21 protein-coding genes are annotated in these 18895 nt (G+C 70.4%); 6 read left to right on the top strand and 15 right to left on the bottom strand.

Going from position 1 to position 18895, the window contains the following annotated elements; genetic code table 11:
• From AB0C35_RS12540 to AB0C35_RS12525, 4 genes are read right to left on the bottom strand one after another with little or no spacing between them, the layout of a single operon-like run.
• Positions 1–993: an amidohydrolase family protein gene (locus AB0C35_RS12540; RefSeq protein WP_358453893.1), complete on the bottom strand. Its 993-nt coding sequence runs from the start codon at positions 991–993 to the stop codon at positions 1–3.
• Positions 990–2099, bottom strand: coding sequence for an FAD-dependent oxidoreductase (locus AB0C35_RS12535; RefSeq protein WP_358453890.1), 1110 nt, complete (start codon positions 2097–2099; stop codon positions 990–992). Before AB0C35_RS12535 ends, AB0C35_RS12540 begins: the two co-directional genes overlap by 4 nt.
• Positions 2100–2127: 28 nt before the next feature.
• Complete coding sequence (locus tag AB0C35_RS12530; protein ID WP_358453887.1) at positions 2128–3075, bottom strand: cyclase family protein; 948 nt, start codon at positions 3073–3075, stop codon at positions 2128–2130.
• Positions 3072–4034: a fumarylacetoacetate hydrolase family protein gene (locus tag AB0C35_RS12525; protein WP_358453885.1), complete on the bottom strand. Its 963-nt coding sequence runs from the start codon at positions 4032–4034 to the stop codon at positions 3072–3074. The genes AB0C35_RS12530 and AB0C35_RS12525 overlap by 4 nt, the downstream gene beginning before the upstream one ends.
• A gap of 103 nt (positions 4035–4137) precedes the next feature.
• Between AB0C35_RS12525 and AB0C35_RS12520 the strand changes: the two genes are divergently transcribed.
• The gene (locus tag AB0C35_RS12520) at positions 4138–5064 is read left to right on the top strand and encodes a LysR family transcriptional regulator (protein WP_358453882.1); all 927 of its coding nucleotides are present in this window, start codon (positions 4138–4140) and stop codon (positions 5062–5064) included.
• Positions 5065–5069: 5 nt separating this feature from the next.
• On the opposite strand, the gene AB0C35_RS12515 is transcribed toward AB0C35_RS12520, so the two are convergent.
• From AB0C35_RS12515 to AB0C35_RS12505, 3 genes are all read right to left on the bottom strand, one after another.
• A complete protein-coding gene (locus tag AB0C35_RS12515; RefSeq protein ID WP_358453879.1) occupies positions 5070–5444 on the bottom strand; it encodes a hypothetical protein in 375 nt (124 codons plus the stop codon).
• Complete coding sequence (locus tag AB0C35_RS12510) at positions 5441–5863, bottom strand: ATP-binding protein (RefSeq protein ID WP_358453877.1); 423 nt, start codon at positions 5861–5863, stop codon at positions 5441–5443. The genes AB0C35_RS12515 and AB0C35_RS12510 overlap by 4 nt, the downstream gene beginning before the upstream one ends.
• Positions 5864–6795: 932 nt before the next feature.
• Entirely contained in the window at positions 6796–7158 is a 363-nt protein-coding gene (locus AB0C35_RS12505) for an ATP-binding protein (RefSeq protein WP_358453875.1), read from the bottom strand.
• 204 nt (positions 7159–7362) lie between these two features.
• Here AB0C35_RS12505 and AB0C35_RS12500 point away from each other — a divergent pair, with 204 nt between their 5' ends.
• The 4 genes from AB0C35_RS12500 (at position 7363) to AB0C35_RS12485 (ending at position 11014) form a co-directional block, all read left to right on the top strand.
• Entirely contained in the window at positions 7363–8169 is an 807-nt protein-coding gene (locus AB0C35_RS12500; protein ID WP_358453873.1) for a helix-turn-helix transcriptional regulator, read from the top strand.
• Positions 8166–8354: a DUF397 domain-containing protein gene (locus tag AB0C35_RS12495; RefSeq protein WP_358453870.1), complete on the top strand. Its 189-nt coding sequence runs from the start codon at positions 8166–8168 to the stop codon at positions 8352–8354. Before AB0C35_RS12500 ends, AB0C35_RS12495 begins: the two co-directional genes overlap by 4 nt.
• Before the next feature lie 511 nt (positions 8355–8865).
• A complete protein-coding gene (locus AB0C35_RS12490; RefSeq protein ID WP_358453867.1) occupies positions 8866–10089 on the top strand; it encodes an MFS transporter in 1224 nt (407 codons plus the stop codon).
• Positions 10090–10714: 625 nt separating this feature from the next.
• Positions 10715–11014 carry a hypothetical protein gene (locus tag AB0C35_RS12485; protein WP_358453864.1) on the top strand — a complete coding sequence of 100 codons (300 nt, stop codon included), beginning with the start codon at positions 10715–10717 and terminating at the stop codon, positions 11012–11014.
• 295 nt (positions 11015–11309) lie between these two features.
• Here the strand turns inward: AB0C35_RS12485 and AB0C35_RS12480 are convergent, their stop codons facing one another.
• Positions 11310–13085, bottom strand: coding sequence for a DEDDh family exonuclease (locus AB0C35_RS12480; protein ID WP_358453861.1), 1776 nt, complete (start codon positions 13083–13085; stop codon positions 11310–11312).
• Between the two features lie 241 nt (positions 13086–13326).
• Entirely contained in the window at positions 13327–13629 is a 303-nt protein-coding gene (locus tag AB0C35_RS12475) for an antibiotic biosynthesis monooxygenase family protein (protein WP_358453859.1), read from the bottom strand.
• A gap of 176 nt (positions 13630–13805) precedes the next feature.
• Between AB0C35_RS12475 and AB0C35_RS12470 the strand changes: the two genes are divergently transcribed.
• Positions 13806–14435 carry a TetR/AcrR family transcriptional regulator gene (locus AB0C35_RS12470; RefSeq protein WP_358453856.1) on the top strand — a complete coding sequence of 210 codons (630 nt, stop codon included), beginning with the start codon at positions 13806–13808 and terminating at the stop codon, positions 14433–14435.
• Here AB0C35_RS12470 and paaE read toward each other — a convergent pair.
• From paaE to AB0C35_RS12440, 6 genes are all read right to left on the bottom strand, one after another.
• Entirely contained in the window at positions 14432–15517 is a 1086-nt protein-coding gene (paaE, locus tag AB0C35_RS12465) for a 1,2-phenylacetyl-CoA epoxidase subunit PaaE (RefSeq protein WP_358453853.1), read from the bottom strand. The two genes, AB0C35_RS12470 and paaE, sit on opposite strands and share 4 nt — an antisense overlap.
• 1 nt (position 15518) lies before the next feature.
• A complete protein-coding gene (gene paaD, locus AB0C35_RS12460; protein WP_358453850.1) occupies positions 15519–16055 on the bottom strand; it encodes a 1,2-phenylacetyl-CoA epoxidase subunit PaaD in 537 nt (178 codons plus the stop codon).
• Positions 16052–16972, bottom strand: a complete 921-nt coding sequence (paaC, locus tag AB0C35_RS12455) for a 1,2-phenylacetyl-CoA epoxidase subunit PaaC (protein WP_358453847.1) — start codon at positions 16970–16972, stop codon at positions 16052–16054. Before paaC ends, paaD begins: the two co-directional genes overlap by 4 nt.
• 17 nt (positions 16973–16989) lie before the next feature.
• On the bottom strand, positions 16990–17283 hold the full coding sequence (paaB, locus tag AB0C35_RS12450) for a 1,2-phenylacetyl-CoA epoxidase subunit PaaB (RefSeq protein WP_358453844.1): 294 nt from the start codon (positions 17281–17283) through the stop codon (positions 16990–16992).
• Between the two features lie 61 nt (positions 17284–17344).
• A complete protein-coding gene (paaA, locus tag AB0C35_RS12445) occupies positions 17345–18307 on the bottom strand; it encodes a 1,2-phenylacetyl-CoA epoxidase subunit PaaA (protein ID WP_358453841.1) in 963 nt (320 codons plus the stop codon).
• A 94-nt stretch (positions 18308–18401) separates the two neighbouring features.
• A complete protein-coding gene (locus AB0C35_RS12440) occupies positions 18402–18872 on the bottom strand; it encodes an Lrp/AsnC family transcriptional regulator (RefSeq protein WP_358454450.1) in 471 nt (156 codons plus the stop codon).
• Positions 18873–18895: the final 23 nt, after the last annotated feature.

Raw genomic sequence — 18895 nt, 5'->3', positions numbered from 1 at the left:
TCAGTCCTTGAGTGAGAAGAGCGCGACGGCGTTGGCGCCGCCGATGGCGTCCGCGTCGTCCGGCGCCAGCCCGGCGGCGCGCAGGTCGCCGAGCGGGTCGCCGGAGCCCATGTCGAAGGGGTAGTCCGAGCCGAGCAGGACCTGGCCGGCGCCCGCGACGGACACGAGGTTGCGCAGGACGCCGGGGTCGTGCACGAGCGAGTCGAACCAGAGCCGCCGCAGGTAGGCGCTGGGCGGCTCGGCGCAGCCCCGCGCGTCGGGGCGGACCCGCCGGCCGTGGTCGGCGCGGCCGATGTGGGTGGGCAGGTAGCCGCCGCCGTGGGCGGCGACGACCTTCAGCCCGGGGTGCCGGTCCAGGACACCGGAGAAGATCAGGTGGGAGAGCGCGACGGCGTTCTCGGTGGGCTGCCCGACGATGTTGGACAGGTACCAGCGGTCGAGCCGCTCGTCCAGGGTGCAGCCGAACGGGTGCAGGAACAGGACGGCTCCGCGTTCGGCCGCGCGGGCCCAGAACGGTTCCAGGGCCGGGTCCGACAGGTCGCGGTCAGGGGCGTGGGAGGAGATCTCCACACCCTTGAGGCCGAGGTCAAGCGCATGGTCGAGCGCCTGGACGGCCATGTCGGCGTGCTGGAGCGGGACGAGGCCCAGACCGTACAGCCGACCCGGCGCCCGTGCGCAGTGCTCGGCGGTGCCCTCGTTGGCCAGGCGGTAGACGCGTTCGGCGAGTTCCGGTTCGGCCCAGTAGTGGTAGTGGGACGGGGAAGGGCTGACGATCTGGACGTCGACGCCGGTCGCGTCCATGTCGGCCAGCCGCGCGGTGACGTCGGTGAGCCTGGCGATGCGGTCGCCGACCATCTTCCCGGACACGGCCATCGCCTCGGCGCCGTTGCGGCGGAGGTCGAGCGCTCGGTGCTCGTCCAGCCCGGGACGTCCGACGACGGCTTGCTCGACGGCCGGGAGGATGACGTGCGCGTGGACGTCGACGGTGGTCATGGCCGCTCGCTCACCATCGCGGCGGTGCGGGCCATGAGGCCGGGCACGTCGGCGTCGTCGGCGGGTTCCATCTGCCAGCGGGCCAGCTGGAGCGACCCTTCCACGACGGCCTGAACGCGCGGGTACCGGCGGTCGGCGAACGCGGTGAGCAGCGTGTCGTCGACCTCGCGGTGTTCTAGCAGCATCTCGGCCAGGACGGAGGCGTCCTCCAGGCACATGGCCGCGCCCTGAGCCAGGGTGGGCGGGCACGCGTGCACGGCGTCGCCGATGAGGACGACGTTCCCCCGATGCCAGGGACGCGGCACCAGCAGCGACTCGAACCAGGTGTAGTTGACGCGGTCGGGGTCGGTGATGTCGCCCTTGATCTCGTCCCACGCGCCGCCGTACGGCTCGGCCAGCTCCCGCATGATCGTCGCCTTCTGCGCCGCGGGGATGGACGTGCGGTCGCGGGCCTTCTCCACCAGATACGCGTACAGCGTGTTCTCACTGGTCGGGCAGTATCCGGCGATGTAGCAGGGGCCGCCGTAGGCGAGGTCGGTGCGCACGACCGACGTGGGCCGGCGGGCGTGCACGCGCCAGATGCCCATGCCGACCGGCTCGGGTCCCGTGTCGATGCCGATCATGGCGCGGACGGCGGAGTGGATGCCGTCGGCGCCCACGACCAGGTCGTAGTCGCCGGTGGTGCCGTCGTCGAAGGTCAGCGGATCCAGGGCGGTGACGGTGCGGCCGGTGCTGAGGCGGGCGCCGGCCCGCCGGGCGGCCTCCACGAGGATCGCCTGCAGGTCGGGACGGTCCATGCCGAGGGTCGCGGGCAGGTCGGGGCCGCCGGTCCGCATGTCCTCCTGCTCGAACAGCAGGGAACCGTCCGGCTTGGTGATGCCGACCGACCCGAAGGCGTACCCCTCGGCCCGGACCTGCTCCCACACGCCGAGTTCGCGCAGCACCCGCAGGGCGTTGCCCTGCAACGTGATGCCCGACCCCAGCGCGGACCAGGTGGGCTTCACCTCCGCCACGTCGACGCGGACACCCTCGCGGGCGAGCAGGATGGCCAGCGCCGTGCCGCTGATCCCACCACCGACGATCAGCACGCTGCCGATGTTCGTCATCTGCGGTCTCCGTTCGAATGCCGGACGCTCACTTGAGCGCGAGGGGGTTGACGGGCGAGCCGACCGCCCCGGTGACGGGCAGCGGCGCCGCGACGAGCTGGAACTCGTAGACGCCGTCGGCGGCGCAGTCGGCGGCGAGGGCGTCCAGGTCCCACATCTCGCCGACGAACAGGCCCATGTTGGGGATGACGACCTGGTGCAGGGGCTGGAAGGCGTCCTCGAACTCGTTGGGCCGCACCTCGAAACCCCAGGTGTCGGTGGCGATCGCGGCGATCTCCGTGCCGTGCAGCCAGCCCGCCGTCCAGAACGACAGGCCGGGGGCGGGCCCTCCGGCGTACTCGCCCCAGCCGTCGCGGCGGACGCGGGCGAGCTGCCCGGTCCTGACGCACACGATGTCGCCGCGTCCGACCTCGACGCCGTGTGCCTTGGCGGTGGCGACCAGGTGCTCTTCGGTGATGGCGAACGCGTCCGGCAGTTCCCCGTCGCCGATCACGCGGCCGACGTCCAGGAGGACACCGCGCCCGGCGACCACGTCGGCGATGGTCTCGATGCCCGTCACCAGGTCGCCGTCGCTGGTCACGACGTCCTGGGCGGGACGGCCGTTCCAGGCGTTGCCGCGGTCGAAGATGTGGCCGAGACCGTCCCACTGGGTGGAGCACTGCAGCGGCATCGCGATCACATCGTCGGCGCCGCCGATCCCGTGCGGGAAGCCCTGCTTGCCGAGGGCGGCATCGACGCCGGTGTCGAGCATGGTGTGGACGGGGTTGGTGCGCCGCCGCCACCCGCGCTGAGGCCCGTTCATGTCGAACCGCTGGGACAGCGAGAAGCTCACGCCCCGCCTGACCAGCCCGGCCGCCTGCACCCGCTTGGCCTCGTCGAGGAAGTTGAGGGTGCCGCGGACGTCGTCCTCACCCCAGCGTCCCCAGTTGGAGTACTCGCGCGCGGCCTTGGCGATGGCCTCCTCGACGGCGCTCACCGCTCCGCCCGGCAGACGACGCGCTGGGTGCCCAGGCCGGTGATGGTGCCCTCCATGACGTCGCCGTCCCGCAGGAACCGGCCGGACGCCATGCCGTTGCCCGCGGGACTGCCGGTCAGCACCAGGTCCCCGGGGCGGAGCCGGGTGATCTGGGACGCGGCGGAGACGAGGGCGGCGACGTCGAACAGCATGTCCTTGGTCGACTCGTCCTGCATGACCTCGCCGTTGACCGTCAGCGTGACCTGCAGGTCCATCGGGTCGCCGGCCGCATGGGCGGGGACCAGGAACGGACCGAGCGGCAGGAAGCCCGGCGCGTTCTTGGACCGGAACCAGTCGGTGCCGATCTCCTTCATGTCCTGCCGGAACACCAGGTCGCGGGTCGTGACGTCGTTGCAGATCGTGTATCCGGCGACGTGGCCGAGGGCCTGCTCGCGCGTCACCCGGAACGCCGGCCGTCCGATGACGGCGGCCAATTCCAGCTCCCAGTCGTGCCGGTCGCTGTAGCCGGGCAGGACGAGGTCGTCGCAGGGCCCGGCGACCGCGCTCGGCAGGCCCACGAACAGGTACGGGATCCCCTCCGCCGCCCGCCGGTCCATCATCGCGCCGACCTCGGCGCGGGCCGCCGCCTCCTCCGCCGGGTCGGTGAAGTCGCGGTGCGCAACGGCGAGATCAACGACATGCGTCCGGTAGTTCGCCCCGGACTGGATCACCTGCCCCGGCGTGAACGGCGCCAGCACGTCCAGGTCGGACAGCGGCAGCCACACCGTCTCAGCGGAGCTTGCCAGGCCGTCCAGGACGGGGAGCGCCGCGTCCCAGTCCCCGAGCAGCGCCTCCATCGACGGCCAGTGACTCCGCAGATCCGCCATGCGGTCGTCCACGACCATGCCGGGAACGCGCATCCCGTCGGCGGAGAACGTCCCGAGCGCGAAGCGCGCGGACGAGGTCGAATAGGTTTCCACGGCGGTTGCCTCCGTTGCGATTGCCCTCACTGTGCCTGACGGGCAACGATGTGAGAAATCAATGCTTTGTCTAGGAACTATTCATGCGATGGATGGAGGCGCCGTGGAGAGCCTGGACCTGAACCTCCTGATGGCCCTGCACGCGCTGCTGGAGGAACGCAACGTGACACGGGCCGGGCAGCGCGTCGGCCTGTCACAGCCGGCGATGAGCTCCAACCTGGGCAGGCTGCGCCGCCACTACGGCGACGAGCTGCTGATCCGCGTCGGCAACACCTACGAGCTGACCCCGCTGGCGACCGCGCTGGTGGATCCGACGGCCCTCGCCGTCAACGTCGTCGACCGCGTCTTCTCCGCCCGGCCCCGGTTCGATCCGTCCGAAAGCGACCGCGAGTTCACCCTCGTCGCCTCCGACTACGTCCTCACCGTCCTGGGCAACCCCCTGATGCGACGGCTCGCCGCCACGGCCCCTGGTGTGCGGATCCGGTTCCTGCAGATCAACGTCCCCAGGGTCGACGACATCGACGCGACGCTGCGCTCCACCGACGGCCTGATCATGCCGCACGGCTTCATCTCGACCCACCCGTACACCGACGTCTACTCCGACCGATGGGTCATCATCGCCGACCCCGCGAACCCGGCGCTGGCGGACGGGATCACCATGGACCACCTCGGAACGCTGCCCTGGGTCACCGCCTTCCGCGGCCCGACGGCCGCGTCGTTCGCGATACGCCAGCTCACCATGCTGGGCATCGAGCCGAACGTGGAGGTCGTCGTGGAGAACTTCCAGTCCCTGCCGTTCCTGATTCCCGGCACCTCCAGGATCGCGCTCATCCAGGAACGGCTGGCGCACCGCCTCACCGCCGTCGGCGGGTTCCGGCTGCATCCCTGCCCGTTCGAGGCGGTCCCGATCCTGGAGGCGTTCTGGTTCCACACCGTCCACCAGGCCGACCCGGCCCACCGCTGGCTACGCGAAACCCTCACCGAAGTCGGCCAAGAAATCGAACACGAACCCGGCAACGCCCCCCACTGACCCGGTCACCTCCCGCCCTCACCGACCTGCCGCTCGTACTCCTCCCACAGCTCAAACGACTCGATGAGCACGTCTTCCACCTGTTCAGCCGCCGCCCGGTACGCCTGCGCCCGCCCGGCACACACCCCCGCGTCCCACACCCGCCCCTGCCCCGACCACACCCGAGCCCGCGCCGCCTCCATCTCCGCCAAAGTCCGCCACGCCCGAGCCTCCTGCGGGAACACCTCCAACGCCTTCCGCGCCCCCGGCGCCATCCCAGCGAACAAGAACACCGTCTCCGGGTAAGGCTCCGGAAGCAGCTCACCAGACCCCGCACCCCGCAGCGCCAGCCTCGCCCACGCGCCACGCAGAACTTGGACCACCGCTCCCTTCCCGCTCACCGCGCCACCTCGAACCACACCGTGTGCCGGCCGTCGCCACCCGGCAGCGTCCCCCAGCGCTCCGCCAGCCCTTCCACCACCATCAGGCCGCGCCCGGACTCGTCCCAGCCCGCACTCTGTACCGGTATCAGCGGACGCCCCGCAGAACCGCCGTCGTCCTCGATCTCCACCCGCAGCCGCTCCCGCGACACCAGCACGGTCACCCACACCCCGCCGCCGGGCCTGCCGCTGGCACTGTGCCGGATCGCGTTGGTGGCGATCTCGCTGACCATCAGGTCCACGTCGTCCAGGTCGAACCCGTCCAGGCTGCCCGCCAGCGCACCGGCCAGCGTCCGCCGCACCCGCGCCCGGATCTCCCGCACGTCCAGGGCCCCGCCCGAGCACACTCGCTCGGTGTGCACCTCGTCCCAGACGATCATCGCGCCACCCCGGCGATCTGCCGAGCCGCGACGAGCGTCCCGTCCGCCGCGGCCTTGCGGCCCCCGTCCCACACGTACGACCAGCCGCCGCCGTCCTGCACACCCAAGACCGCCATTTGACGGGCGCCAGAACGGACTCGGACGTACAGAACTGGTTCTCCCGTGATCGGGAGAGCCAGCCATGACCCCCGCCCAAGCCTGCGCAAGTCCGTCATCAGCCGGACGAGCATGTTCAGTCGCTCCAACGTCGCATCGGCCGCGACGTTCGCACTCACCCCGTAGGCGTTCATCACGACCACCGGGACAGTTGCTTCAGCACGATCAGCGCCCGATCCGCCGAAGCGGACTCGGCGCCTACCTCACCGAGCACATGTCCGCGCTCACCACCCCACCGGAACCGCCGACCGTCGCAGACGATCACGTGTTCACGACGCGCCCCCAGCGACGCCGAGAGCGTGCCCCCGTCCACCGTCGCCCGGCACCCTCGTTGCGTGAGCTGCGCAGCCAGCTCCTCCAGCGGCCCACCCGTACCATTACCCACGGGTCCGACTCCTTCCAGTCGGGCTAGGCCCTGGGCTTGGTGGGGCAAGCACCGGCCCAGGGCCGTCTTCGACGCGGAACGTATCGGCCACGTCTCTGGGCGTCATGAGCTGCCCAGGACCGAAGTCCCAACCGTCAGTGATCAACGGCCTGTTGATCGTCCGTTTCCTGCTAGCCATAAGGGGATCCCGTCTCGTTGAACGACACTTCTGCGGGCGGCCACTGGGGAGGTTCCAGGCCGCGTATGGAGAGCACCAGCCGGGCGTGCCGGACACGTGCGAGCGCCCTACGACGCTCCGGACCGGGAAGGACATCGCAGGACAGCCACGGGCCGTACACCCGCAGCACAGCACTCTGATAGAGCGAGTCAGCGGCGATCTATTCGGGCGAATTCACGAAGCCCTCCACTCCGCGAAGACGACCTTCCCGCCCTCCTCCTCATCGCGCACGGTGCCCCACCGGGCCGTAAGTTCGCCGACGATCATCAGCCCCCGGCCGCTCAACTCGTCAGCGCCAGGAGGGCACACCACCGGAAGCGTCCCGTCGCCGTCCCATACCTCCACCACGTACACGTCACCGTCCGTGTACGCGTCCACCCGCACCTCATCCGTACCCGCGTGCCGGATGGCATTGGTGACCAACTCCGAAGCGACCACGCGCACGAGATACACGTCCACAGGCCACTCGGCGGCGATCTCCGCGACGTGATCCCGCGCCGCCTTGATCTTCTCGACGTCCGGCTTGAACGCGATCACCTCGCCCACTCCCCACGTGTGAACCGCGCCCGTCCCGAAGCCGCCCGCGCCGCGAGAAAGCTCAGCTCAAGTTCGCCAAGTCTCGTGACCGTCGTCATCGCTCAACCGCCCGTGCATCGAAGTCTGTGTTCTGCGGCACAGACTCACACGCCAAGCGTTAGCCTTGCCCTATCTCGCGAGAGAATCGAGAGTCACGGAGAGTCCATGTCTAGTACCGCTGAGTCCATCGACCCAATGGCTGGTCTTTGGTCACTTCTGGCCTACACGCTGCGAAAACTCCGTCAGCAGCACCGTATGTCTCAGGCCGTCGTAGGGCGGCTAGTAGCTGCCGATCATAAGACAGTCTCGAATTGGGAGGCCGGTCGGAACCATCCACCCATCGAGGCTCTCCGGACTCTCGACGCTGAGTGGAACACCGGAGGGCTGTTGGCTGCCCTCCATCACTACGCCGACACCATGCAGGCGCCGGTTGAGTTCCTCGCGTTCGCCGAGTACGAGGCCCTGGCCAGTGTGATCCGCATGAACGGCGTGGCCTTCGTGCCGGGGCTGCTCCAGACCCCCGAGTACGCGCGCGAGGCGTTCACCCTCGCAGGTGTCCCAGACGTACAGGACCAGGTCAACCGGCGAATGGAGAGGCAAGCCGTCCTCACCCGAGCCAATCCCCCCTACGTCTCAATCCTGCTGTCGGAGGTTGCTCTCACGGTCATCCCGCCCACCCTCCGCCAAGGCCAACTCACCAAGCTCACAGACGTGGCGGATCTCCCCAACGTCACCCTGCGCCTGGTACCGATCGACGTGGGCCTACAGGTCGGCCTTGAGGGGGCATTTCACCTCTTCACCACTTCTGAGCGAGAGGTCGGGTTCGTCGAGACTCCTGCTCGTGGAAGACTGGTGACTGAGACCGACGACCTGCGTAGGCTCGCCGTCGCGTTTGATCGAACTAGCGGGCGTGCCCTCTCGCCCGAGGCCACCCGCACGAGATTCCAAGAGATGATCGAGGCTCAGCAGTGACCCAGTGGAGAAAGTCCAGCCGCAGCGCCGATACCGGCCAAGCGAACTGCGTCGAGTTGGCCCGTCTCACCTTCGCGGTTGGCATACGGGATTCGAAGGCGCCCGAGGCAGGACACCTAGCCCTATCCCCCCAGAACTTCGCCGAACTTGTCTCACGCATCAGGCGGGATGAACTGAACCTTTGAAACCGCCGAGCATGCCCCGGCCGCTGGGGCGAGGCTTTGCCGTGTGAGGATTTTCCCCACTTAGGTCAAGGCGCGCGGCGCACCGCCGCGCGCCTTCGCGCATGGTGGTTCGGGTGACGCCGACCGGACGGCACAGGTTCGAGCGGAACCGTCGTCATGGGACGTATCGGCGGGCACGAGACCACGACGACCTTCGGCCGTCGTGGCTCGGCCCGCCGACGCCCTGACAGCCTCCCGACACCCTGCCCGCCGCATCGAGCCCCCGGCACGGTCCGCTCCCAAGGGCGACCATGGACGAGGGTTCCGCGACCGGCAGCCGTGCTTGCGTCCCTGATCAGCTCCACCCCGGCACGCGAGCACGGCCGCCGGCTGCTCGGCACTGCGTGCGTCCCACCGCAGGCCATTGTGACCGCAAGGAGCCGACGCCCGCTTCGACAGATGCAGCCGCAAGATTTCCACCCGCGCCGACTGCCTCAGCCGGGGTTGACAGCAGGGGCTAGTTTTCTTCCGGGTGCCTTCTTGTGATGTGTCTCCTACTTCCCACTCTCTGGTGGCACCTCTGCGCCACCGGACTTTCGCCTGGCTGGCCTGCGCGCGGCTCATCTCCGCCGCAGGTAGCGCCACCGCCCCGCTCGCGCTCGCTTTCGCGTTGCTGGAACGCGGTCATGGACCTGGGGCCGTGGGTGCCGCTCTGGGCAGTCGGGCAATGGCGGTTCTGACCTTCCTGTTGATCGCGGGCGCGATCATCGAGCGGTTTGCGCTTCGCAAGCTCCTGGTCAGCACCGCACTGGTCGCCGCTGCGGCCCAGAGCGCCACATGCCTGCTGCTATGGCGAGACGGTCCGTTATGGGCAGTGATCGCCGTGCAACTGGTCGGCGGTGCGACCGCAGCAGTGTTCTTCCCCGCCGCGAGCAGCGCACTGCCCCGCAGCATCCCGAAGAACCTCTTGCGTCCGGCCAACGTGGTACTACGACTGGGCGTCAACCTCGCCGCCATCGGCGCGGCCGCCGCCAGCGGCGCACTGGTTGCTCTCTTGAGTGCGCAAGGAGTCCTAGCCGCCGACGCACTGTCCTTCCTGCTAGCGGCCGTCGCCTACACCCGCGTGCGCCTCACCGATCCAGACTCGAAATCCGCACCACCACGGTTCATCCCGGCAGCCGTCCAGGGTTTCCGTCTGGCCGCCGGACAACGCTGGCTATGGGTGTGCATCCTGCACGCTTCTCTGATAAACGCCGCCCTGGCGGTGGGAGTGGAGGCCCTCGGCCCCGTCCTCGCCGATCAGCGCTTGGGCGGTGTCACCCCTTGGGGACAGATCATCGCTGTGCAGGGAGCCGGGTTCCTCGCCGGAGGGCTCTTGGCTGCGCGCCACCACCCCGCCCGTCCCATCCAAAGCGGACTGGCCGTCACCCTGTTCTTAGCTCCCCTGTTCAGCCTCCTCGCGAGCAGCACCTCACTTGCGGTGCTCTTGGCCGCCGCCTTCCTCGCCGGGGTCGGCTACGAAATGTTCATCATCAACTGGAACATCACAGTCCAGCACCACATCCCTGCCCGTGACCTGCCCCACCTGTACGCCATCGATGCCCTGGGGTCCAACGCCGCTGTTCCCGCCGCCGCGCTGGCTGGCCCCGCCCACACCTTCCTCGGACTGTCCGCCACCCTGCACGCGTGCACCGCCCTCACGGCCCTGTCCGCCGTGGCCGCTCTCTTGTTGTGCAAGGACCATCGGCCACGATGAGCCTCGATTCCCAACGGTCCGGCGTCGTCTTCACCAAGAACTCTCACCATCTGACACGAGCGGTCGACCCGCGCCCAGTACATCCCGTCCGCTCAACGCCCGGCAGGCGCACAAGGTCCGGCTACTTCGGTTCCCAACCAACCCCGACCCCCACCCCTTACAACGACCCGCCTCCGGCGTAGGGCTCTACCCATAAGAGCGTGTGCGACCCGGTCAGCGCGCTAAGCCGCCGTCGCGCGGACTAAGCAGGGTGCGCACCCACGCAGACCCCCACGGGGCCAAGGTCGGTGCAGGGTCGCCGGGCGCGGGCTTGGGCGGGGACCCCTCCGGCGGGCCGCCCCCGGCCTGATGTGGGCAGCCGTGCGGCAGCCCGGAGCCGCGCGAGGCTAGCAGCCCGCCGCCCCGCCCAAGCCCGCACCCGACTCCCCACGACAGCACAGGGCCAGCGCACGGAAAGAACCCGCCCGGCATGCCCCCGTAGCCCTGCCGCTGACCGGCAGCCGCTACCGCCACGTGCACCTACCGCCCCGCACGACAGGCGGCCGCCGGCCCGCTCCCATCGCGCACTTGGCACCCGCCCCCGCATCGCGCCATCCTGGACCAGAGCGCCAGGAGGGACGACCCGATGAGCGAAGACTTGGCCGCCGTCATCGCCGAGCAGCTCAGGCGATCCGGGCAGACCCGCACCGCCTACCACTCACCCGACGAGCGCGACCGCCTACGCGCCGCCGGACGCCAAGCCGGACGACTACTAGAACGCCCCGTCCGTACGTTCGACACCGCCGCCCGGCATCCACGCTGCGACGCCGACCAATGCGGCACAGTCCTTATCGCCGTCACCGATTGGGGCACCAACCCCCTAGAACGCCAGCTCAGCGAGACCCGCGCCAACAAGGCCATAGACCGCGCCCTAGACGGCCCGTAGCCAGCGACAACCGTTCCGGGCCATGGCCCGCACATGGCCCGTGAACAGCGAGCACCAGCGGCAACCAGCGCGCACCAGTGAGACAAGATCAATGCCCCGCACCCGACGCGCAGCACCCGAAACCGCAGGTCAACCCGCATCCCCGCACGTCAACGGGGCGGCACCCGATCACTCGGATACCGCCCCGCCAGAGCACCAATTCACTTGCGGTGTGTTGCCCTTTCGGGCGCGCTCATAGGGGCAACACGCCGCAAGTGAACGAGTGCCGACCCGGCCAACGTTCGTGGACACCGCGCTAGTCGTCGATGTCGACGCCGTAGCCGCGGGCCAGTTCGTCGAGGCCGTGGTCGTAGCCTTGGCCGATCGCGCGCAGGCGCCAGGACGGGCCGCGCCGGTACATCTCGGCCAGGATCATGGTGCGTTCGGTGGTGGCGGCGTCGAGAGTGGCCTGCGCCAGCGGAGCCTCGCTGCTGCCGGGCGCGGCGGTGATCTCAACGGCGCCGACCGTGCCGAATGCTGCGGTGCCGTCGATGGCGGCCGCGATGACGACCTTGTGCACGGCCGGGCCCAGGTTCGCCGCGTCGATCGTGATCGACTGCTCGGCGGGGCCGTCGGCGGACAGGGTGATGGTCCCGCCGGGTGTTTCGGTGGCCCCGTAGAACACGAAGTCCTCGTCGCGGGACACCTGCTCGTCGGCGTCCACGGCGAAGGCGACGACGTCCACCTCGCAGGTTGCCCGGTGCGCCCAGGTCGCGGTGACCGTCCAGGTGGCCGTCTGCGGCGTGACGGGGAGGTCGGTCGCACCGCCCCGGGGCAGGGTGAGGATCGCCGGACGCGTCGGTGTCGCCCCGCGTTGGGCGGGTTGCGCGGCCGTCGGCGTGTCGAGCCAGGATTCCTCGTGGACCGGTAGGCCGAGTGAGCGGATCCGGGGGATGCGCCGGTCGTCAACGCCGCCGGAGAGCACGATGACGTCGGTGACGCTGCTGGAGAGGTTCACCGCGGCGGCGCCGCCGAGTTCGGTGACGCGCGCCCGCCCGGCCGCGGCCTGGGGATGCGAGCCGCCCAAGACGAGCACGCGCCGTCCGGAGAGGGGCTTGGCCGAGCCTGCCGGACGCGCGGCCTGGCGTGCCGGGGGTGAAGTCTGAGGCGTCGGGGCCGGGACGCCGCCCGGTGGCGGGGCCGTCGCCGGCTCGTGCGAAATGCCAGGCCGGACGTCCTGCAACAGGCGCAGAAACGTGGCCTCGTCGATGATCGGGACACCTTCGGCGATGGCACGCTGCGTCTTGGTGCTGGGGGGCCTCGGCGTGTTGGTCACGAGAGCGCTGGTGTGGCGGCTGACCGTGGACATCATGTTCAGTCCTGCCGCGGCGGCCCTGGCCGTGAGCTCGGCTCGGGTCGCGCGGGTATCCCCGGTGATGGCGACCTTCATGCCTTGGACGAGCGGCCCCCCGGCGGTGAGGCGCCCCGGGTTTCGATGGGCGCAGGCGACCTTGGGAGCACGGGTCGCATACCGGGACTGGGTACCAGCTCGGCGAGGCGGGCAGGGCACCAGCGGAAGACTGAGGCCGAGCCGGGCCGCGGCCGTCAGCGAGCCGTGCAGGACACCGGCGAGGACGCGCGTGTCGTCCGCCGCGTCATGCGCCCTGTGCTGGACGACGCCGTAGTGGGCGGCCAGCGTTCCCAGGCGCATGTTCGGTGTGGGAGGAGACAGCCGCCGGTTGAGGGCCAGGGTGCACAGCCGTTGGTCGACCGGTAAGCGCAGCCCGGCGCGGGCGAACTCCTGAGCCACGAAGTCGTAGTCGAAACGCGCGTTATGAGCGACCATCACGCGTCCGCGGAGAAGGGCGGCGACCTCGGGGGCGATCTGCTCGAACCTGGGAGAGCCCGCCAGCCTCTGCGCGGTCAGCCCGTGGACGTGTACGGGCCCCGGGTCGCAGCCCGGATTCACCAGAGACGAGAACCGGCCGGTCACCTGCCCATCCGCGCCGATCGCCAATAGCGCGATGGACAGCACCCGATGTTCCGTAGGGCGAAACCCGGAGGTCTCTACGTCGACCAGGGTCCAGTCCAAGGGATAACCATGCATAGCGGTGTGTCCCAACGGTTCTGATGCGCTCGCATCAACATCAGATGCTCGTCGCGTGCCCATCATCACCGTTGAACTCTGTGATCAGTGGTCACATGGTCACACCGGTACATGGCCGTTGTCGGTCACGTTTGCGCTGGCCGCGGCGCGGCGAACGGAGCCGGCTCCCGCCGCTGTGGTCTCCGTCCGGCGCACCGGTTCCCGCGTCGTTCCGTCGCGGTCCGCCTTATGCCGGGTCGGGCGCGGTCAAGGAGCGCACGTCGGCGATGTCGTATTCGGCTACCGAGGCCGAGACCATCGCGGCGCTCTGGTCGTCGCTGGGGCCGCTGCTGCGGAAGGTTTCCACGGCCGCTTGCGACTCCCAGCGTTCGAAGATGTTGATGCGGGCGGGATCGAGCAGGTCGGCCGTGATGGCGAAGTCGAGGCAGCCGGCCGCCCGGCGCGCCTGTTCGACGACGCTCGTGCAGCCCGCGAGGTAGGACTCGCGCTGACCAGGATCGACCGTGATGTGTCCAGCGACGATGACCATGAGTGTGTGTTCCTCTTCCGATGTTCCAAGACGTCTTCCATCTCGCACGTACAGACCGCATGAGCACCCGAAACTCATCGGTGGATCGCGGACGACCGCTCGCGTCAGGGCGTGCGGCAGCCTGCTCCATCGACGGCCTGCCCGTCGCGCTGGGGTGACCGTGAGATCCTGCGGGTGTGACGACGACCGGGTCTGGCGAACCGCCCCAGCGACGTCGGCGCGGCCGTCCCGGCTACGACCAGGAGGCGATCCTGCGCACCGCGGTGGAGCTGTTCAACCGCAAGGGGTACGACGCCACGAGCATGGGTGACCTGGCCAAGGAGCTGGGGCTGACGAAAGCGGCCATCTACCACCACGTCACGAGCAAGGAACAGCTGCTCAGCCGCGCTTTGGACGACGCCCTCGACGAACTCACCGCCGTCGTGGCCGAGGCGTCCCATGAGCGGGCCGGGGCGACCGCCTACGAGCGGCTGCGCGGGGTGGTGCGGCGCAGCGTCGAGGTTCTCGTCGCGCACCAGCCGTCCGTCACGCTGCTCCTGCGGGTGCGGGGGAACAGCGACGTCGAGCTGGCCGCGCTGGAACGGCGCCGGTGGCTCGACGACCGGCTCGCCGCGCTCGTCGCGGACGCCGTCAAGGAGGGCGCCCTGCGCGACGACGTGCCGCCGGCGCTGGTGAGCAAGCTGCTGTTCGGCATGGTGAACTCGCTGATCGAGTGGTACCGGGCGGACGGCGTGTACGACCCGGCGACGGTCGCCGACACGATCACCACCATGGCCTTCGACGGCCTGGCCCGGCACGAAGCCTAAGCGTCGTAGTCGATGGAGACGTTCTCGCCGACCGGGAAAGTCTGGCACGTGAGGACGAACCCGGCGTCCACCTCGGACGGTTCGAGGGCGTAGTTGCGGCGCATGTCGACCTCGCCTTCGCGGACGACGGCGCGGCACGTCCCGCAGACGCCGCCCTTGCAGGCGAACGGCAGGTCGGCGCGCGTGGCCTGGGCGCCTTCGAGGAGCGTCGTGTCCCGGGAGACGGTAGAGGTCGTCCGGAGGCCGTCGAGCACCATCGTCAGCTCGGTCGTCGGGCCGGGCCCGGGGCCGGCGACGGTGCGCCGCGGCTGCGGCGGGGGCTCATCGACGTAGAACAGCTCGACGTGGACGGTCGCGGGGACGGCGAGGTCGGCGAGCACCGCCCGCGCGTCTTCGAGCATCCGCAGCGGCCCGCAGAGCCAGACGTGGTCGAACGCCTCGGCGGGGATCAGGTCGGTGAGCAGGCGGCGCAGCCGGTCGTGGTCGAGGCGGCCGGAGAACAGTTCGACGTCGCGCGGCTCGCGGGAGAGCACGTGGACCATCTGAAAGCGGGCGCCGTACCGGTTCTTCAGGTCGCCGAGTTCCTCGGTGAACATGACGGTGCCGCTCGTCCGGTTGCCGTACAGGAGCGACACCTGCGCCCCGGGATGGGACAGGACCGTGGACGCGACGGACAACATCGGCGTGATGCCCGATCCGGCGGCGATGCACAGGTGCCGCTCGCCCGGCCCCGGGTCGGCCTGCCAGGAACCGGTCGGCGTCTGCACCTCGATCCGCGTTCCCGGCACCACCTCGTGGACGAGCCAGGAGGAGAAGAGCCCGTCGGGGATCTCGCGGACGCCGATGCGCGGCGCGGCGCCGGCCGGGGCGCAGATCGAGTACGACCGGCGCTCCTCGCGCCCCTCCACGAATCGGCGCAGGGTGAGCGACTGACCGGCCTTGAACGCGTACGCCTCGCGCAGTTCGCCGGGGACGTCGAACGTGATCGCCGCGGCGTCCTCGCACAGGTGGTCGACCGCCGCCACGGTCAGCGTGTGGAAGGCGGCGGCCGGCCGGGTCCGCGCGGGAGCCGGAGTGGTCATCTCAGATCTCCTTGACGTGCTCGAACGGTTCGAGGCAGTCGGCGCAGCGGTAGAGGGCCTTGCACGCGGTGCCGCTGAACTCCGAGGTCAGGCGGGTGGCCGTCGAGCCGCAGCGCGGGCAGGCGGGGGCGTGCCGCGTCGGCCCGAGGTTCAGCCCCACCGGCCCGGACGAGCGGCGGGCGGCACCGGGCGCCGACAGGCCGGCGTCCCGCAAGGCGGCGCGGCCGCGTTCGGAGATCCAGTCGCTCGACCAGGGCGGGTCGAGGACGACGCGCACCTCGACCCGGGGGAAGCCCGCGCCGTTCAGCCGGTGGACGAGGTCGTCCCGCATGGTCGCCATGGCCGGGCAGCCGGTGTAGGTCGGGGTGATCGAGGCGATGACGACCTCGTCGCCGTCCGCCTCGCGTTCCACTCCGCCGTCCCCCGGCCGTACCACTTCGACGGAGCGCAGGACGCCGAGGTCGGCGAGGGTGAGCATCGGCATCTCCGGGTCGCGGACCTGCGCGGCGACCTCGGCGGCGCGTTCCCTGACGTTCACCAGCGGCCTCCCGGGTGTGCGCGGGCGACGACCTGCATCTCGGCGAGAAGCAGGCTGAGTGCCTCGGTGTGCATGCCGTGCCGGCCCGTCCGCCCGCCGACGGCGGCAAGGGCGGGACGGTCCGGGCGGCCGACGCCGCTCACCGCGAGCACCTGGTCGAGGACGGCGTCCACCTCGTCGCGGGTGGACGCCGGGTCGACGCCGACGCCCGCCTGCGCGAGGGAGAGTTCGAGGGGGTGCGCGGAGACCAGCTCGGGCTGGAGCGGCCACAGGTCGTCGAGGGCCTTGACGAGCCTGCTGTGCGACTCTTCGGTGCCCTGCGCGAGGGTGAGGAACCAGCGGCCCGCCCAGTCCCGGTGGTAGGTGACCTCCTTGACGCCCTTGGACGCCACGGCCGCCAGCACCGAGTCGGCGCTCGCCCGGAGCCGCTCCAGCAGGGCGAGCCGGGCCACCGAGAACAGGAGCAGCCGGACGACGACGTGCGCGAAGTCGCCGTTCGCCACTTCGGTGAGGCGCACGTTGCGGAACTGCCCGGCGTCGCGGAAGAACGCGAGCGCGTCCTCTGCGGGAACCGGCGAGCCCTCGGGGAGGGCGGGCACGACGCCCGGGTCGGCGGCGGCCGCCCGCGCGAGGAGCAGACGCGCCTGCCCGAGGAGGTCGAGGGCGATGTTGGCCAGCGCGATGTCCTCTTCGAGGTCCGGGGCGCGGCTGCACCACTCCGACAGGCGCTGCGACATGATCAGGGCATCGTCGCCGAGCATGAGGCAGTACCGGGCGAGTTCGGTGTGGTCGACGCCGTCCGGCACGGTCGTGTCGACGCCGGACAGGGGATCCTCGAAGTCGGTGCCGAACGCCCACTGCGAGGTGTCTCCGCCCTCGATCAGGCCCTCGAAGATGCTCTCGTCGTCGTCGCTCATGGTGGTGTGTCCTCCGGTCACATGTGCGGGACGTTCCCGGGGATGTCGTAGAACGTCGGGTGCCGGTAGACCTTGTCGCCGCTCGGTGCGAACAGGGGGTCCTTCTCGTCCGGGCTGGACGCCGTGATGGTGTCGGCCCGCACGACCCAGATGCTCACGCCCTCGTTGCGCCGCGTGTAGACGTCGCGGGCGTGGCTCAGGGCCATCGTGTCGTCCGGGGCGTGCAGCGACCCGACGTGGACGTGGTTGAGGCCGCGCTTTCCGCGAACGAACACCTCATAAAGCGGCCATTCCCGCCTGTCCTGGCTCATGCGGCACCCCCTTCCGCCGAGACGAAGACCCGGATAAACAGCCACTCGCGCCTGTCCTGGCTCATGCGGCGCCCCCTTCTGCGGAGCGGCTCGCGAACGCCGACGCCGCCTCGCGCACCCAGGCGCCGTCGTCGTGGGCGGCGCGGCGGTGCGCCAGGCGCTGGGCGTTGCACGGCCCGTTCCCGCGGACGACCGCGGCGAACTCCTCCCAGTCGGGTTCGCCGAAGTCGTGGTGGCCGCGCTCCTCGTTCCAGCGGAGGCCGGGATCGGGCAGCGTCACCCCGAGCGCCTCGGCCTGCGGGACGGTCATGTCGACGAACTTCTGGCGCAGCTCGTCGTTGGAGTTGCGCTTGACGCCCCACGCCATCGACCGCGCGCTGTTGGGCGACTCGGCGTCCGGCGGCCCGAACATCATGAGGGACGGCCACCAGAACCGGTCGACCGACTCCTGGACCATCTCGCGCTGGGCGTCGGTGCCGCGCATCATCGTCATCAGCAGCTCGTAGCCCTGCCGCTGATGGAAGGACTCCTCCTTGCAGATGCGGATCATGGCGCGCCCGTACGGGCCGTAGGAGGTGCGGCAGAGCGGCACCTGGTTGACGATGGCGGCGCCGTCGACGAGCCAGCCGATGGTGCCGACGTCGGCGTAGGACAGCGTCGGGTAGTTGAAGATCGACGAGTACTTCTGCCCGCCGGACAGCAGCAGCTCGGTCAGCTCGGCGCGGGAAACGCCGAGGGTCTCGCACGCCGAGTACAGGTACAGGCCGTGGCCGGCCTCGTCCTGCACCTTGGCCAGCAGGATCGCCTTGCGGCGCAGGGACGGGGCGCGGCCGATCCAGTTGCCCTCCGGCTGCATGCCGATGATCTCCGAGTGGGCGTGCTGGGCGATCTGCCGCACGAGCGTCCTGCGGTAGGCGTCCGGCATCCAGTCGCGGGGCTCGATGCGGTCGTGGCGCGCGATCGTCGCGTCGAACGCCGCCTGGAGCCGCTCCTCCAGTCCGGGCTCGACCGGAGCCGTCGTCATGGGTCCCTCCCCGCACGTCGGCGCATTTACTTACCATTCGTTCAGTAATAGCGTTACACGAGACCGCCGCCCGGCGCAAGAGCGAGCGCGCGGCTCAGGCCTCGCTCGCCGCACCCCAGCCCGCGCCGGGGCCGCGGGCCTCGTCGAAGACCAGCCAGGTGCGGGTCGCGCGGACGCCGGGAATGTCCTGAATGCACTCCATCACCACGTGCCGCAGCGCCGTGTTGTCCGGCGCGCGGACCAGGACCAGGACGTCGTAGTCGCCGCCGACCATCGCGAAGTGCTCGACGTAGGGGACCTCCCGCAGCCGGGCCGACAGCTCGCGCCAGGAGTTCTGCTCGATGGTGACCGAGACGTACGCGCTGGTCCCGAGCCCCGCCCTGTGCGGCGCGAGCTCGACGGTGAACCCGGTGATGATCCCGTCGTCGGTCAGGCGGGTGAGCCGGGCGTAGGCGCTGGCGCGGGAGATGTGGACCCGCTCGGCGAGGGCCCGCACCGACACGCGGCCGTCGCGCAGCAGCTCGGCGATGATCGCGCGGTCCACCGCGTCCAGCGGGCCGGCAATTCGTCCGGCCGCACCGCGCGGAC

The sequence above is a fragment of the Spirillospora sp. NPDC048819 genome, assembly GCF_040650055.1.
Classification (GTDB): domain Bacteria; phylum Actinomycetota; class Actinomycetes; order Streptosporangiales; family Streptosporangiaceae; genus Spirillospora.
Note: the sequence above shows the minus strand (reverse complement) of the source record. Positions and strands in the feature narration are given on the sequence as shown.

Excerpts from the sequence above, each read along its gene's own strand:
- paaE (WP_358453853.1), bottom strand. The coding sequence starts at position 15,517 with ATGACCACTCCGGCTCCCGCGCGGACCCGGCCGGCCGCCGCCTTCCAC.
- AB0C35_RS12500 (WP_358453873.1), top strand. The coding sequence starts at position 7,363 with ATGTCTAGTACCGCTGAGTCCATCGACCCAATGGCTGGTCTTTGGTCA.
- AB0C35_RS12540 (WP_358453893.1), bottom strand. The coding sequence starts at position 993 with ATGACCACCGTCGACGTCCACGCGCACGTCATCCTCCCGGCCGTCGAG.
- AB0C35_RS12510 (WP_358453877.1), bottom strand. The coding sequence starts at position 5,863 with ATGATCGTCTGGGACGAGGTGCACACCGAGCGAGTGTGCTCGGGCGGG.
- paaA (WP_358453841.1), bottom strand. The coding sequence starts at position 18,307 with ATGACGACGGCTCCGGTCGAGCCCGGACTGGAGGAGCGGCTCCAGGCG.
- AB0C35_RS12485 (WP_358453864.1), top strand. The coding sequence starts at position 10,715 with ATGAGCGAAGACTTGGCCGCCGTCATCGCCGAGCAGCTCAGGCGATCC.
- paaB (WP_358453844.1), bottom strand. The coding sequence starts at position 17,283 with ATGAGCCAGGACAGGCGGGAATGGCCGCTTTATGAGGTGTTCGTTCGC.
- AB0C35_RS12535 (WP_358453890.1), bottom strand. The coding sequence starts at position 2,099 with ATGACGAACATCGGCAGCGTGCTGATCGTCGGTGGTGGGATCAGCGGC.
- paaC (WP_358453847.1), bottom strand. The coding sequence starts at position 16,972 with ATGAGCGACGACGACGAGAGCATCTTCGAGGGCCTGATCGAGGGCGGA.
- AB0C35_RS12475 (WP_358453859.1), bottom strand. The coding sequence starts at position 13,629 with ATGGTCATCGTCGCTGGACACATCACGGTCGATCCTGGTCAGCGCGAG.